13 protein-coding genes are annotated in these 14467 nt (G+C 74.5%); 4 read left to right on the top strand and 9 right to left on the bottom strand.

Going from position 1 to position 14467, the window contains the following annotated elements; all coding sequences use genetic code 11:
* The first annotated feature begins 72 nt into the window (after positions 1-72).
* Entirely contained in the window at positions 73-2541 is a 2469-nt protein-coding gene (hrpB, locus tag NUM_RS26480; RefSeq protein ID WP_207127651.1) for an ATP-dependent helicase HrpB, read from the top strand.
* Positions 2542-2653: 112 nt separating this feature from the next.
* Here the strand turns inward: hrpB and NUM_RS26475 are convergent, their stop codons facing one another.
* Positions 2654-3691, bottom strand: coding sequence for an App1 family protein (locus NUM_RS26475; protein WP_207127650.1), 1038 nt, complete (start codon positions 3689-3691; stop codon positions 2654-2656).
* Between the two features lie 79 nt (positions 3692-3770).
* The gene (locus NUM_RS26470) at positions 3771-5018 is read right to left on the bottom strand and encodes a helix-turn-helix transcriptional regulator (protein ID WP_207127649.1); all 1248 of its coding nucleotides are present in this window, start codon (positions 5016-5018) and stop codon (positions 3771-3773) included.
* Positions 5019-5167: 149 nt separating this feature from the next.
* Between NUM_RS26470 and NUM_RS26465 the strand changes: the two genes are divergently transcribed.
* Genes NUM_RS26465 through NUM_RS26455 form a run of 3 tightly spaced genes read left to right on the top strand, consistent with a single transcriptional unit; the run spans position 5168 to position 6878 of the window.
* Entirely contained in the window at positions 5168-5785 is a 618-nt protein-coding gene (locus NUM_RS26465) for a hypothetical protein (RefSeq protein ID WP_207127648.1), read from the top strand.
* Positions 5782-6111, top strand: a complete 330-nt coding sequence (locus tag NUM_RS26460; RefSeq protein WP_207127647.1) for a transcriptional regulator — start codon at positions 5782-5784, stop codon at positions 6109-6111. The genes NUM_RS26465 and NUM_RS26460 overlap by 4 nt, the downstream gene beginning before the upstream one ends.
* A 44-nt stretch (positions 6112-6155) precedes the next feature.
* The gene (locus NUM_RS26455) at positions 6156-6878 is read left to right on the top strand and encodes a PP2C family protein-serine/threonine phosphatase (protein WP_207127646.1); all 723 of its coding nucleotides are present in this window, start codon (positions 6156-6158) and stop codon (positions 6876-6878) included.
* A gap of 37 nt (positions 6879-6915) precedes the next feature.
* Here the strand turns inward: NUM_RS26455 and NUM_RS26450 are convergent, their stop codons facing one another.
* Genes NUM_RS26450 through NUM_RS26420 form a run of 7 tightly spaced genes read right to left on the bottom strand, consistent with a single transcriptional unit; the run spans position 6916 to position 14296 of the window.
* Positions 6916-7749, bottom strand: coding sequence for an HAD family hydrolase (locus NUM_RS26450; RefSeq protein WP_225918876.1), 834 nt, complete (start codon positions 7747-7749; stop codon positions 6916-6918).
* Complete coding sequence (locus tag NUM_RS26445) at positions 7749-8579, bottom strand: inositol monophosphatase family protein (RefSeq protein WP_207127644.1); 831 nt, start codon at positions 8577-8579, stop codon at positions 7749-7751. The genes NUM_RS26450 and NUM_RS26445 overlap by 1 nt, the downstream gene beginning before the upstream one ends.
* The gene (locus NUM_RS26440; protein ID WP_207127643.1) at positions 8576-9340 is read right to left on the bottom strand and encodes an HAD family hydrolase; all 765 of its coding nucleotides are present in this window, start codon (positions 9338-9340) and stop codon (positions 8576-8578) included. The genes NUM_RS26445 and NUM_RS26440 overlap by 4 nt, the downstream gene beginning before the upstream one ends.
* A 9-nt stretch (positions 9341-9349) precedes the next feature.
* A complete protein-coding gene (locus NUM_RS26435) occupies positions 9350-10129 on the bottom strand; it encodes an HAD family hydrolase (RefSeq protein ID WP_207127642.1) in 780 nt (259 codons plus the stop codon).
* Positions 10126-11271, bottom strand: a complete 1146-nt coding sequence (locus tag NUM_RS26430) for an ABC transporter ATP-binding protein (RefSeq protein ID WP_207127641.1) — start codon at positions 11269-11271, stop codon at positions 10126-10128. Before NUM_RS26430 ends, NUM_RS26435 begins: the two co-directional genes overlap by 4 nt.
* Positions 11272-11275: 4 nt before the next feature.
* Positions 11276-13096 (bottom strand): ABC transporter permease, encoded by a 1821-nt coding sequence (locus tag NUM_RS26425; RefSeq protein WP_207127640.1) that lies wholly within the window; start codon positions 13094-13096, stop codon positions 11276-11278.
* Positions 13097-13108: 12 nt separating this feature from the next.
* Positions 13109-14296 (bottom strand): ABC transporter substrate-binding protein, encoded by a 1188-nt coding sequence (locus NUM_RS26420; protein WP_207127639.1) that lies wholly within the window; start codon positions 14294-14296, stop codon positions 13109-13111.
* Positions 14297-14467 lie beyond the last annotated feature (171 nt).

Below are 14467 nucleotides of genomic sequence, written 5' to 3'. Positions count from 1 at the left end.
CGGCGCCGGGACCAAACGTCGCGCCGTCCCCCGACCGGGCCCGCCCGGCGACCGGTACGGCAGACTGGCCGGATGCTGCCCGCCGAGCCCGACCTGCCGATCCGGTCGGTGCTGGGCGAGCTGACCGGCACGCTGCGCGCGGCCGGCAGCGCGGTGCTGGTGGCGCCGCCCGGTACCGGCAAGACCACGCTGGCGCCGCTGGCGCTGGCCGACGCGGTCGACGGGCGGGTCGTGGTGGCCGAACCGCGCCGGGTGGCCACCCGCGCCGCGGCACGGCGGATGGCCGACCTGCTGGGCGAGCCGGTCGGCGAGCGGGTCGGCTACGCGGTGCGCGGCGAGCGCCGGGTCTCGGCCCGGACCAGGGTCGAGGTGGTCACCACCGGCCTGCTGGTACGCCGCCTGCTGGCCGACGAGGAGCTGCCCGGCGTCGCCGCGGTGGTGCTGGACGAGTGCCACGAGCGGGCGATCGACTCGGACCTGGCGCTGGCGTTCACCAGCGACGTGCGGGCCGTGCTGCGCGAGGACCTGTGGCTGCTCGCCACCTCGGCCACCGCCGACGTACCGGCGCTGACGGCGGCGCTGTCCGCGCCGGTGGTGACCGCGTCGGCCGCGCTGCATCCGGTGACGCCGGCGTGGTGCCCGCCGCCGGCGCCGGTACGGCCACCGCTCGGGCTGCGGGTCGACCCGACACTGCTCGCCCACGTGGCGGCCACGGTGCGCCGGGCGCTCGCCGAGACCGACGGGGACGTGCTGGTGTTCCTGCCCGGCACCGGAGAGATCCGTACCGTCCACTCCGCACTGTCCACTGTGGATGCCGAGGTGGCCGAGCTGCACGGACGGCTGCCGGCGGCCGCGCAGGATGCGGTGCTGCGCGGCGGATCTGGCCGCCAGGTGGTGCTGGCCACCTCCGTCGCGGAGAGCAGCCTGACCGTGCCCGGCGTGCGGGTGGTGGTCGACGCCGGGCTGGCCCGGGTGCCCCGGGTCGACCTGGCCCGCGGCCTCGGCTCGCTCGCGACCGTACCGGTGTCGCGCGCCGCCGCCGAGCAGCGCGCCGGCCGGGCCGGCCGCCAGGGCCCCGGCACCGTCTACCGGTGCTGGTCGCAGGCGCAGCACGAGCGGCTGCCGGCCCGGCCGGAACCGGAGATCGCCGTCGCAGACCTCACCTCGTTCGCGCTGGACCTGGCCTGCTGGGGCCGGCCGGACGGGACCGGGCTGGCGCTGCCCGAACCGCCGCCGGCCGGTGCGATGGCGGTGGCCACCGAGACGCTCACCGCGCTCGGTGCGGTCGACCGGCGGGGCCGGGTGACCGACCGGGGCCGCGCCCTCGCCGCCGCCGGTACCCATCCGCGGCTGGCCCGGGCGCTGCTCGACGGCGCGCCGCGGCTGGGCAGCCGGCGTACCGCGGAGCTGGTCGCGTTGCTCGCCGAGCCCGACACCGCCGGTACCGACGACCTGGCCGCCGCCCGCCGGGCGGTCGAGCGGGACCGGCGCGCGGCCGGCTGGCGGGCCGAGGCGCACCGGTTGCAGCGGTCCGCGCCGAGCCACCCGGACGCCGGCGTCCCCGCCGAGGCCGCGGCTGCCGTCGTTGCGGCACTGGCGTTCCCGGAACGGATCGCCCGGCGGCGCGACGGCGAGGCGGACAGCTACCTGATGGCCGGCGGTACCGAGGCGCAGCTGTCGCCCGGCTCGGCGTTGCACGGCGCCGGATGGCTGGCGATCGCCGTCGCGGACCGCCCGGTCGGTCGGGCCGCCGCCCGGATCCGCCTGGCGGCGGCGATCGAGCCGGACACCGCGGCCGAGCTCGGCGCCGCGCTGCGGCACACCGAGCAGCGGATCGGGTGGTACGACGGGGACGTGCGGGCCGAGCGGACCGACCGGCTCGGCGCGATCCCGCTGTCGGTGCGGCCGATCCGGCACCCGGACGCCACCGCCGTGCACGACGCGCTGCGCACCGGCCTGCGCAGCGAGGGGCCGCAGCTGCTCCGGTTCGGCCCGGGCGGCACCGCGCTGCGGGCCCGGATCGCATTCTGCCGCACCGTGTTCGGTGCGCCGTGGCCGGACGTCTCGGACGCCGGCCTGGTCGCCGACCCGGACACCTGGCTGGGCCCCGAACTGGCCCGGGCCCGCCGCCGGGCCGACCTGGCCCGGATCGACGCCGGTGCCGCGCTGCGCCGGCTGCTCGACTGGCGGCAGTCGGCCGAGCTGGACCGGCTCGCGCCGGAGCGGGTCACGGTGCCCAGCGGCTCGGCGGTCCGGGTCGACTACACCGACCCGTCCGCACCGGTACTCGCGGTGAAGGTACAGGAGATGTTCGGTGCCGCGCAGACCCCGCGCATCGCCGCCGGTCGGGTACCGCTGACGCTGCACCTGCTGTCACCCGCCGGCCGCCCCGCCGCCGTGACGAGCGACCTGGCGTCGTTCTGGCGCACCGGCTATCCGGCGGTACGGGCCGAGCTGCGCGGCCGCTATCCCCGGCACCCGTGGCCGGCGGACCCGACCACCGCGGCGGCGACCCGCCGTACCAACCCGCGCCGGCACTGACCGGCACCCGCGGCGCGAGCCAGCACTGACCGGCGCGAGCCCGGCGACCGGCGCCGGACGACCCGTGGCGTCGCCAGGTCCGCCGCGGCCCCGCGAGACGCGGGCCGGACCGTCAGTCGGGGAGCAGGCCGGCCTCGCGCAGCAGGGTGGACAGGCCGGCGCCGTCCGGGGCGGACAGCCAGGTCAGGTCCCGGGCGTGCGGCGCGCCGTGCGGCGCGGGCAGGCCGCGGGCCAGCAGCGACTGGGTCGGCGACAGCCGCCGGATCGCCACCGCCGCGACGTGGTCACCGAACTCGGCGGCGAACTCCGCGTACAGCTGCTCGTCGTGCTGGCCGTCGTCACCGATCAGCAGCCAGCGGATCGACGGGAACTCCGTGGTCAGCCGGCGCAGCGTGTCCCGCTTGTGCTCGCGACCGCTGCGAAACCACGAGTCGGTGGTCGGGCCCCAGTCGGTCAGCAGCAGCGGCCCGGCCGGAAACAGGTGCCGGGACAGGAACCGGGACAGGGTCGGCGCCACGTTCCAGGCGCCGGTGGACAGGTAGAACACCGGCGCGCCGGGATGGCCGGTGGCGAGCCGCTCGTACAGCACGGCCATCCCGGGCACCGAGGCGCGGGCGTGCTCGTCCAGCACGAACGTGTTCCAGGCGGCGAGCAGCGGCCGGGGCAGCGCGGTCACCATCACCGTGTCGTCCACGTCGGACACGATGCCGAACCGCACGTCCGGGTCGACGACCCGGATCGGCGCGGACACCGCGGCGGTGCCCTCGCTCTCCAGCAGCACCTGGTCCCAGCCGGGGGTCAGCTCGGCCTCGACCCTCAGGTCGACGAACCCGCCGCGGTCGGTGAGCGCCTCGACCCGCCGCTCCCCCGCCACGATCGTCACCGGTACGCCCTGCGCCGGGATCGACGTGAAGCTGCGCCAGCCGCGTACCTTGCGGCGCCGGGTGCGCGGCTTCGGCGGCCGCGGATCGTCCGGGCGCAGCAGCACCCGGCAGATCACCCGGGCCCAGCCCGGCGCGCCGTAGCCGGCGTAGGGCACGATCATCGTGCGCCAACCACGCTGCCGGAGGCGACGCTCGGCGAGCGCACGCATCGAGTCCGACACCCGAGCGGCCCGGTGCATCGGCGTCTCGTCGGTCCTCGTCGACATCTGGTCAACCCTGCCACATCGACCTGAACGACCATCGCAACCCGCCGGTGGCCGGCCGGTGGACGGGCGGTGACGAGCGTCAGGTGGCATCCAGGACACCGTGCCGGAGGGCGAACAGGGCCACCTCGGTCCGGGAGACCGCGCCGGTCTTGCGCAGCACGTTGGACACGTGCACGGTGGCGGTCCGTACCGAGATGTCCAGCGCGCGGGCCAACTGACGGTTGGTCATGCCGTCGGCGAGCAGCCGCACCACGTCGCGTTCCCGCGCGGTCAGCGACGCCCAGCGGCGGGTCGCGTCGTCGTCCGCGTCGAGGTCGGTCGCCCGGGCGGCGGCGACCGCCGAGCGCAGCGACGGCAGCGCCGCGGCGGCCAGGCACTCGGCCAGGATCGGCTGGGCGAACCGCAGCCCGCCGTCGGCGTCGGAACGCAGCACGCCGCTTGCCACCAGCCGGTCGACCGCGGTGTCAGCCGCGGCCGGGCCGCCGTCGGCCGGCGGTACGATCCGGGCCAGCGTCGCCGCCGCCACCGGCTCGCCGAGCAGCGCTGCCGCCTGCGCGACCCGGGCCAGCCCGGCCGGTACCCGGTCGGCGGCGAGCGCCATCAGCTGGTCGCCGGGCGGGCCGGTCGGGTCGGCGGTGGCGACCAGCTCGGTCAACCAGAACGGGTTGCCGCCGGTCCGGCGCCACACCGCGCCGGCCAGGTCGGCCTCGGGCCGGTCCGGCAGCGCCGCCGCGACCTGCGGGACGGTCAGCGGCGCGAGGTGCAGCCGGGTGGTGCGGTCGGTGCCGCACAGCCGAGTCAGCACCCGCCCGGCGAGCCCGCGCGCGGTGCGGGCGGTGACGAGCAGCAGCACCGGCAGGTCGGGGGCGGCGGCCAGCTCGCTGACCACCTCCAGGCTGGCCGGGTCGAGGTCGTGCAGGTCCTCCACCACCAGCACGCCGGGGCCGGCGCGGTGCAGCGCCCGGATCGCGTCGACCGCGGTACGCAGCAGCGCCTCCGGCGCGAAGCGGCGGGTGGCCGGCTCCGCCCGCTGGGTCAGCCAGGCGAGCGCGTCGTCCGAGATGCCGAGTTCGTCCGCCGCGCGGCCGCTGAGCGCCGACGCGGTCAGGTCGTACGGGGCGGGGCGGTGGGCGCGGGCCTGGCCGGTGAGCACCGACGCCGGCGGCGGCGCCAGCGCGGCCACCGCCTCGGCCGCGAGCCGGCTCTTGCCGACCCCGATCTCACCGGTGATCACCACGATCCGGCATCGGGCCGGTTCGGTGCGTAGCGAACGCCAGGCGGTCGCCACCGCCCGCATCTCGTCCGTACGCCCGACCAACGGCAGCACCCGCCCACCTCCGCCCGTCCACTCTAGAAGGCCGGCCGGGCCGGCCCGGAGGTCGCGGTGCCCGGGCTCGCGCAGGCTTGCGCGCGGCGAGTACTCTCCACTACAGAGTTATCGGCAATGCAGAGAACTCGACGTGAGGACGTGCAGCCATGGAGAGCACCACCGACCCGGCCCGGCTCGTTCCCGAGCTCGACCGGCTGCGCGCCCGGGTGCGCGCCGACCAACGCGCCACCTCCGCACCACTGGTGGTGTTCGGCGTGCTGATCCTGCTCTACCCGGTGCTCGACGGGCCGCTGACGGGGCCGCTCGCGGCCGGCGGTCGGCACGTCGCCCTGCTCGCGTACTGGCCGATCGCGACGGCCGTCGGCCTCGTCGCCCTGTGGTTCGCGGCACGGCACCGAGCCCGGCGGGACGGCGTCGGCGCCGGCCGCCGCGACTACGGCCACGCCACCCGCCGGTATCTGATCGCGCTGCTGCTGATCGTCCTGCTGATGCTGCCGGTGCTGTTCGTCGGAGTGTTCGCGCCGCTGGTCTGGCCGGCCGCGGTGCTCGCCGCCCTGGCTTGGTGGCGGCACGACACGCAGCTCGGCCGCTGGGCGGCGGTCACCGGCGTGCTCGGCGGTGCCGCCGCGGTGCTCGCGGTCGCCGCCGCCGGCACCGCCGACGCCGGCTGGCTGTGGCTGGTGTGGGTCGGGCAGGGGCTGCTCGGTCTGGCCATGATCGGCGGGGCCGCGCTGGCCCGCCGGCGCGAGCTCGCCGCCGGATGAGCACCGACCCGGGCCCGCACCCGGCGCTCGACCTCGACGACGCGGTGCACCAGAAGACCCGGCTCGCCCTGCTCACCGTGCTCGACGAGGCGGAGCGCGCCGACTTCCCCTACCTGAAGCGCACGCTGCGGCTGACCGACGGGAACCTCGGCCGGCACCTCGACGTGCTCGCCGGGCAGGGTCTGGTCGAGCTCACCAAGGGCTACGAGGGGCGCCGGCCGCGCACCTGGGCGTCGATCACCCCGGCCGGCAGGCGGGCCCTGGCCGCCGAGATGCAGGTACTGGAGGCGTTGCTGCGCCGGTTCCGCGGCACCGGTACTACGTAGAAGTACGTACAGACTCCGGGCGGCGCGGTCGGCAGGGTGGGGTGGTGCGACCTGCCACGCGTTCCGCGACCGCGAGCCACATCGGCCTGGTGTACGACCACAACGAGGACTGTGCGTACACCGGGCGCCGGCTGTTCGCGATCGCCGACGGGGTGGGCGGCGAGGTCGCCGGCGAGGTGGCGAGCGCGCTCGCGATCGAGGCGGTGCGCGCCGCCGACACCCGCGCACCCCGGCTGGACGCGCTGGTCGCCGACGCCGGCCGGCGGCTCGCTGCCGCCGTGGACACCGAACCGGCGTACGCCGGGATGGCCACCACCCTGACGGTGCTGGCGCCGGAGCGCGACGCGGTCCGGCTGGCGCACGTCGGCGACTCCCGCGCGTACCGGCTGCGCGACGCCGAGCTGAGCCAGCTCACCCGCGACGACACGTTCGTCCAGCAGCTGGTGGACAGCGGCCACCTGGCCGCGGCGGACATCCCGCGCCACCCGCACCGCTCGGTGGTCACCCGGGTGCTCGACGGCCGTCCGGTACCGGCCTGGCACGCCCGGCTGCCCGCGGCGCCGGGCGACCGGTACCTGCTGTGCAGCGACGGGCTGCCGGACGCGGCCGGCGCCGACGACATCGCCGAGGTACTGCGGGACGAGCAGTCGCCGCGCCGGGCGGCGGACCGGCTGATCGAGCTGGCGCTGGCCGGCGGCGGACCCGACAACGTCACCGTCGTCGTGGTCGACCTGCTTCCCGGCCGCCGCCTCCCCTGGCGGCGCTGACCCGTCGCCCGCTGCCGGCCGTGGCGCCGTGCACCAGCTACCCGCCGCCAGCCGTGGCGTCGCCCACCGGCGGGGCGCCGGCCGCCGACGGCTCGGCGAGCAGGAGTTCGACCAGGTCGGCGAGCGCTGTTCCGCAGGGTCCCACGACGGCGTCCGCGGCGCGCCGCGCGACCGGGTCACCGTCGCCGACCGCGGCCCCGAAACCGGCGGCGGCCAGTAGCGGAAGGTCGTTCGGATTGTCGCCGATCGCCGCGACCCGCACCAGCGGTACACCGCTGCGTTCGGCCAGGTGGCGCAGCGCGCTGCCCTTGTCGACCCCGGCCGGCAGCACCTCCAGGTAGGTCGGCTCGGACCGAACCAGCCCGAGGGTGCCGTCGATCTCGGCCACCCGCCCCTCCAACCCGGCCAGCTCGGCGGGCGCGGTGGCGACCAGCATCAGCTTGGTCACCGGTGGTTGCGGCGACGCATCGGTCAGCGCGATGCCGTTCGCCCGGGCGTACTCGGCGAGACCGGGGCCGGGCCGCAGGACGTGTGCGGTGCCGCCGGCGAAGCCGACCGCACCGACGCCGACCGGCAGCCGCGGCACCAGTTCGTCGCGCAACGCCGGCCAGGCCGCACCCAGCTCTCGCGCGTACAGCACGGTGCCGTCCGGGCCGACGATGCGGGCCCCGTTGTAGACGATCAGCGGGGTGTCCAGCGCGAGCCGGCGGTGGTAGGGCAGCGCGGAGGCCTCGCTGCGGCCGGTGGCGAGCAGCACCGCGCCGCCGGCCTCCCGGAACCGCGCGAGCGCGGCGGCGTCCCGGTCGGCGATCCGCTGCGCGCGGTCGACGAGCGTGCCGTCCAGGTCCGACACCAGCCAGCGCCAGCGCATCACCCGCGGCCCCCACCGACCAACTCGTCGACCGTCGCGGTCACCAGGTCGGCGGCGAGCTCCGGTACGTGCGCGAGGTAGCCCGGTGCGGTCCAGTCGGTGCCGGTGGGGTCGCCCGGGGTGAACGACCGGTACACCCCGCCGGCCTGCCGCACCAGCAGCGCGCCGGCGCACACGTCCCAGCTGTGCACCCCGGTACCGAAGCCGGCCTCGGCCCAGCCGGCCGCGACGTGTGCCAGCGACAGCGCCGCCGCGCCGTGCCGGCGTACCGTGCCGTAACCACGGACCAGCGACTCGAACCGCCGCAACGCATCCGGCCCCTGGTCGTCGAGGTCGCGCACGCTCGGGTACGAGGTGACGAGGTAGCCGTGCCGCTCCGCGGAGCGGCCGGTGCAGCGCAACCGCCGGCCGTTGCGGAAGGCACCGCCGAGGTGGGCGGTGAACAGGTTGCCCGCCATCGGATCCAGCACCACGCCGGCGACCGGTTCGCCGTCGATCTCGGCACCGATCGAGGTGCAGAAGTAGGCGGAGCCGGCGGCGAAGTTCGCGGTACCGTCGATCGGGTCCACGTGCCAGCGCACCCGGCCCGCGCCGGTGCTGGTGCCGCCCTCCTCGCCCACGATCGAGCTGTCCGGCAGGGCCCGCAGCAGCACCTCCCGGATGCGTTCCTCGGCGCGGCGGTCGTGCTCGGTCACCGGATCGTGGTGATCCCGCTTGTAGGCCACGTCCATCGTGGACCGGAACCCGGCCCGGATTCCGTCGGCCGCGGCGTCGGCCGCGGCCACCGCGATGTCGGTCAACCGCTCGGAGAGCGCGCGCAGATCGGTCACGGCCGCACCGCCGAGCGCAGCAGGGCGAGCAGCTCCGGCCCGTCGGCCACCGCGGCGTCCGGCTGCGGAGTCACGGTCTGGTCCCGCCGATCGGGCGGCAGCATCAGGATCGTCGCGCCGACCCCGGCCCGCCGCCCGCACACCACGTCCCGGTCGTACGTGTCCCCCACGTACCAGCAGTCCCCCGGCGCGGTGCGCAGCGCCCGCGCGGCTTGCTCGATCAGGGCCGGATCCGGCTTGCGATACCCGACCTCGTCGGAGTAGACCTGCACGCCCAGGTGCACGTCGGTGCCCCAGTCGCGCTCCAGGCCCCGGTTGATCGCACCGACCAGGGTGTTGCTGACGACGCCGACGCGGATGCCACCGGCGGTGCACTCCGCCAGCACCTGCCGCATCCCGACCGCGAGCGACTTCTCGGTCAGGGCGCGGGCCAGCTCGGTGCACAGCACGCTCGCCTCGGCGGCGACCACCGCGCGCGCCGGCTCCGGCCAGTCGGTACCGATGAAGTCGCACCACAGTTCGCGGTGGCTGACCTCGCGCGGGCGGGCCCGGCGCACGCTGCCCTGCTTCCACGCCTTGTACGCGGCGTTGCCGGCGGTGATGTCGGCCTGGACCTGCGCGGCCGACAGCGTGGCGCAGCCGGCGGTGCCGAGCAGCTTGTGTACCCGGGCGGCGACCTGCGCGACCCGTTCGGGATGTTTGACGGAGCGGGCGATCACGCCGCCGTGGTCGAGCAGCAACGCGCGGGGCTCGGATGGCACGGACCCTCCTCAGTGGACGGAATCGGTGGCGGTCAGCAGCGCACGGAGCGCGTCCGGGTCGTCGACCACGGCGTCCGGCGCGAACCTCGGCTCGTACGGGCAGGAATCGGTGCTGCGCGACCGCATCAGGATCGTCGCGCCGGCGCCGGCCCGGTGACCGCACACCACGTCGCGGTCGTACGTGTCGCCGACGTACCACACCGCGCCGGTGGGTACCGACAGCGCCCGGGCGGCGTGCTCGATCAGCGCCGGGTTCGGCTTGCGGACGCCGATCTCGTCGCTGTAGACCTGCACCGCGATCAGCTCGGCCAGCCCGGTCGCGGCCAGGTGGTCGCGGTGCACCACGCCGCACAGCGCGTTGCTGACCACGGCGACCGGGATCGACCGGTCGCGGGCGAGGCCGAGCAGCCGCTCGATGCCGGGCCGGTTGGCGCGCTCCTGCCGCAGCTCCCCCATCCGCCGGCACAGCGCCGCGGACTCGGTCGCCACCACGGTACGGGCGGCGTCCGGCCAGTCGGCCGCGACCAGCTCGGCCCAGAAGAACCGCTGCGTCATCTCCGCCGGGGCCGCCGGCCGCGACATCGCGTCCTTCCAGTGCGAGTCCGCCGCCGCGCCGGCGCCGATGTCCGCGGCCACCTGCTCGACGGTCAGCTCGGTGCCGCCCGCGGTGGTCAGCAACCGGTGCACGTGTTCGGCCAGCCGCAGCCGCCAGTCCGGCCGGGTGGTGGTCTGCACCAGCACGCCGCCGAAGTCCAGCAGCAGCGCGGCCGGCGTCACCAGATCGCTCACGGCGCCACCGCCGGGGCCGGCGCGGTGGCGATCCGCGCGCCGTCGTCGTCGAACAGGTGCAGGTCGTCGGCGCTCACCCGGCACCGCACCCGAGCGCCGGTGGTCGCCGCGACGTCCTGGTAGGACACCAGGTACAGCTCCGGCCCCCCATCGACCGGTGCGGAGGCGCTCGGGTCGGTACCGCTGGTCGGGGTGACCGAGACCGTCCAGCTCGACCCGGTCGGCAACACCGCACCGACGCTGGCCTCGAAGACCCAGTCGTCGGCCGGGCCGGACTCGGCGATCCGGATCGCCTCCGGCCGGACCCCGACGGCGGCCACCCGGGGCAGCAGTTCCGGTCGCAGCCGGTCGAGCTGGCGCCGCACCTCGGTCCCGGACCGGGTGTCGCCGAGCTCGATCAGGTTCATCGGCGGGCTGCCCACGAAGCCGCCGACGAACCGGTTGGCCGGCCGGCGGTACACCTCCATCGGGGCCGCGAGCTGTTGCAGGACTCCCTTGTTCAGCACCGCGACGTGGGTGGCCATCGTCATCGCCTCCAGCTGGTCGTGCGTGACGAACACGATGGTCTGCCCGGTCTCGGCATGCAGCCGCTTCAGCTCGGCCCGCATCTCCAAGCGCAGCTGGGCGTCCAGATTGGACAGTGGTTCGTCGAGCAGCAGCACCTTCGGGTCCACCGCGAGCATCCGGGCCAGCGACACCCGCTGCTGCTGGCCGCCCGACAGCTGGGCGGGATAGCGGTCCGCGGCCCAGTCGATCTGCATCGCGGTCAGCGCCTGCCGAACCCGCTCGGCCCGCTTGCGGGCCGGCATCCGGCGTACCCGCAGGCCGAACTCGACGTTGCGGGCGACGGTCAGGTGCGGCCACAGGGCGTAGTTCTGGAACACCAGGCCCATCTCGCGGCGCTCCGGCGGGACGAACACGCCGCGCTCGACCGAGTCCAGCACCCGGCCGCCGACCGAGATGGCTCCGGCGGTCGGATGTTCGAGCCCGGCGATCATCCGCAGGGTGGTCGTCTTGCCGCAGCCGGACGGGCCGAGCAGGCAGGTGAACGAGCCGTCCGGCACGGTCAAATTCAGGTCCGTCACCGCGGCCGGGCCGGTGCCGTAGCTCTTGCTCACGTCGGTCAGCGTGATGTCGGGCATGGGGTCAACCTCCGAGGCCGGACGCGAGGCTGGTCCGGCTCAGTCGCTGGGTCAGGTACGTCGCGAGGAACGAGACGACCGCGATCACCAGGACCACCGCGTTGGCCATCTGCGAGTACGCGAAGTCGACCAGGTTGATCGACAGGGTGGTGAGCAGCTGGGTCCCGGTGGTGGTGAGCATGATGACGATGCTCAGCTCCTTGAGACCGGACACGAACGGCAGCAGCACGCCGGCCACCAGCGGCCCCTTCTGGATCGGCAGGATGACCCGGCGCACCCGGTACAGCCAGCCGGCACCGCAGACCTGCGCGGCCTCCTCGGGCTCGCGGCCGAGCTGCATCATCGCCGAGATGCCCGACCGCGACGAGTACGGCAGGTGGGTCACGATCAGCACGATCACCAGCAACGCGAGCGACCCGTACAGTGCCGGGATCGGGCCGCGGCGCACCGCGAACAGCGACAGGAACGCCGCCGCGAAGGCGATCCCGGGCACCAGGTAGGGCAGGAAGGTCACCTGGCGCAGCACACCGGACAGCCGGGAGCCACCGGTGCGGACCACCACGTAGCCGACCAGCAGCCCGAGCACACCGCAGACCAGCGCGGCGATGCCGACGATGCGCAGGCTGTTGAACGCCGCGGTGTACAGGTCGCCGCCGCGCAGCACGCCGTGCGGGAACCCGGGCGCACCGTCGAGGTGCTCCGCGATCCAGTACTTGAGGGTGAAGTTGCCGCGGCGGAAGACCCCGGGGGTGCGGGTCACCGTGGTCAGCGCGAGCACCAGCACCGGCACCACCACCGCGACCACGAACACGCCCAGGCCGAGACCCGTTGCGGGCCAGCGCATCCGGCCGAGCGGGCTGCGCCGGTCCATCGCACCCTTGCCGCCGACGGTGACGAACCTGGTCTGCTCCCGCACCAGCCGGGTGTCGATCAGCACCACTGCGACGCCGATCAGCACGATCACGCCGGTGACCACCGACGCGACGCCTTGCTGGTGATTGCGGACCGCCGAGAACAGCGAGGTCGACAGCAGCGTGTAGTTGACCGGCAGGCCCAGCACGTACGGCGTGCCGAAGGTGCCGAGGATCCGGCCGAACACCAGCAGGATCGCCGAGGACAGCGCCGGCAGCATCAGCGGAAGCGTGACCCGGCGCAGCACGGTGAACCGGCCGGCGCCGAGGATGCGCGCCGAGTCCTCCAGCTGGGAGTCGATGCGCCGCAACGCGTTGCCGAACAGCAGGAAGACGAACGGGTAGTAGTGCAGCCCGAGGCAGATGGTGATCGGCACCGCACCGTAGGCCAGCCAGTCCGGGGTGTGCACGCCCCACGCCTCCAGGATGCCGATCTGGCCGCCGGCCCGGTCGTTCTTGAACAGCGACAGCCAGGCCAGCGCGAACGTCCAGGACGGCAGCATGTAGGGCACCACCAGCGCAGTGGACAGGAAGCCACGGCACGCGACGTTGGTCCGGGAGACCAGCCACGCCATCGACCCGCCGACCACGAACGCCACCAGCGTCACGCCGATCGCCACGGTGATGGTGTGTACCAACGGTTCCCAGAACAGCAGCTGGCTGACCGGCGAGCGAAACACCCGCCAGAGGTAGAAGCTGGTCACCGAGCCGGCTGCGGCGCCGGCCTTCTCCTCGTCGCCGTACTGCACCTGCCCGGCGTCGGAGAGCACCGCGATCAGCGGCGCGACCACCAGGTAGAGCAGGATCAGCACCAGGACCGCACCGAGCAGCACGGTCGGTTCACGTCGCCACACGCTCAGCCGGTACCGCAGCCGACCCCAGGCGCTCGCTCGCGGTTGGGCAACCGCCGTCATCGCCGCCTCCGATCAGTGATGGTTGAGCCGCCACAGATCCTGCATGTCCGACGACTTGCGGTAGTCGCTGCGCAGGTGTGCGGAGTCGAACGCGAACAGGTCACGGTGCCAGTCGGTCAGCCCGGGGATCCCACCGGCCACCGGGATCGTCCGGTTGGCCGAGATGCCGCCGTTGTGCATCTCGGTGCCGATGCCCGCCTCGGTGTACATGAAGTGCACGAACAGCTTGGCGGCGTTCGGATGCCTGGTGTGGGTGGCGATCCCGACGTACTTGGGGTAGAGGTACCCGCTCCACGGCTGGAGGCCCTCGCAGGCCCGCAGGTGGTAGCCCTTGTCCTTGACGTCACGGAACTTCGCGGTGGAGAACAGCCCGATGCGGCGCTTGGTCTGGTTCGGGGCGCCGACCGCGGCCGACGAGTCGCCGTCGGAGCTGGTCAGGATCGGCGCGTTGGCGGCCAGCTTCTTGATCCACTCCTGGGCCGGGGAGCCGCTCGGCTTCGTGCCGTACTCGTCCCGATACGCTTTGCCCAACGCGTCGCCCTGGCTGTCCAGCTGGGTGAACAGCTGGATGATGTTGGGCTTGCCCAGGGGGTCCTGCAGCACCACCTTGCCGCGCCACTTCGGGTCGGTCAGTTCCCAGACGTTGTGCACCGGGCAGCCGGCCGGGTAGAGCTTCGGGTTGTAGGCGAACACGTTCGCCTTCTGCAGCACCTGCGGTGGGGTCCGGTCCTTCGCGGCGATGTCGTCGACCAGGTCGCCCGGCAGCCACGGGTACACGACCTTCTGCGGCAGCAGCTCGCCGACGAAGGTCGGACCGTCCTCGTAGAGCGTCGCGTCGATGGTGACGTTGTCGGCGGCGGCTTCCCGGGTCATCTTCTGCAGCGTGTCACCGACCTTCGACTTCACGCCGACGGCCTTGATGCCGTACTTCTTCGTGAACGCGGCGGCGGCCTCGACGACGTCACCGGTGCTGTCGTAGACGGTGACGCTGCCTTCCTCCTTCGCCGCGGCGACGAGCTTGTTCAGGTCGAAGTCCTTGTCGACCCGGGTCGCGGTGATGGCGGCGTCCGACTTCGTGGTGCCGTCCGCGGGCGCACTCGACGGTGCGCATCCGGCGGCGGCGACGGTCAGGCCGGCGAGTGCCAGCACGGCGGTGCCGCGCAGCAACGACCGGCGGGAACGGGGGCGGATGGAGCGCATGGTCAAACCTCCAGGCGCTGCCCGGCGATGCGGCCGGGCTCGGGGTGGGTGTCAGCATCGATCCCCCGCCCGGCAATTGTCAAGACATACGGATGTAACTTCTTGTTCACCTGTTCGTTCGGTTAATTTGTCCGGACAAACGGCGGTAGCGTCGGCCGGTCGCACCCCCCG

The organism is Actinocatenispora comari, from assembly GCF_017312725.1.
GTDB classification, from domain to species: Bacteria; Actinomycetota; Actinomycetes; order Mycobacteriales; family Micromonosporaceae; genus Actinocatenispora; species Actinocatenispora comari.
Note: the sequence above shows the minus strand (reverse complement) of the source record. Positions and strands in the feature narration are given on the sequence as shown.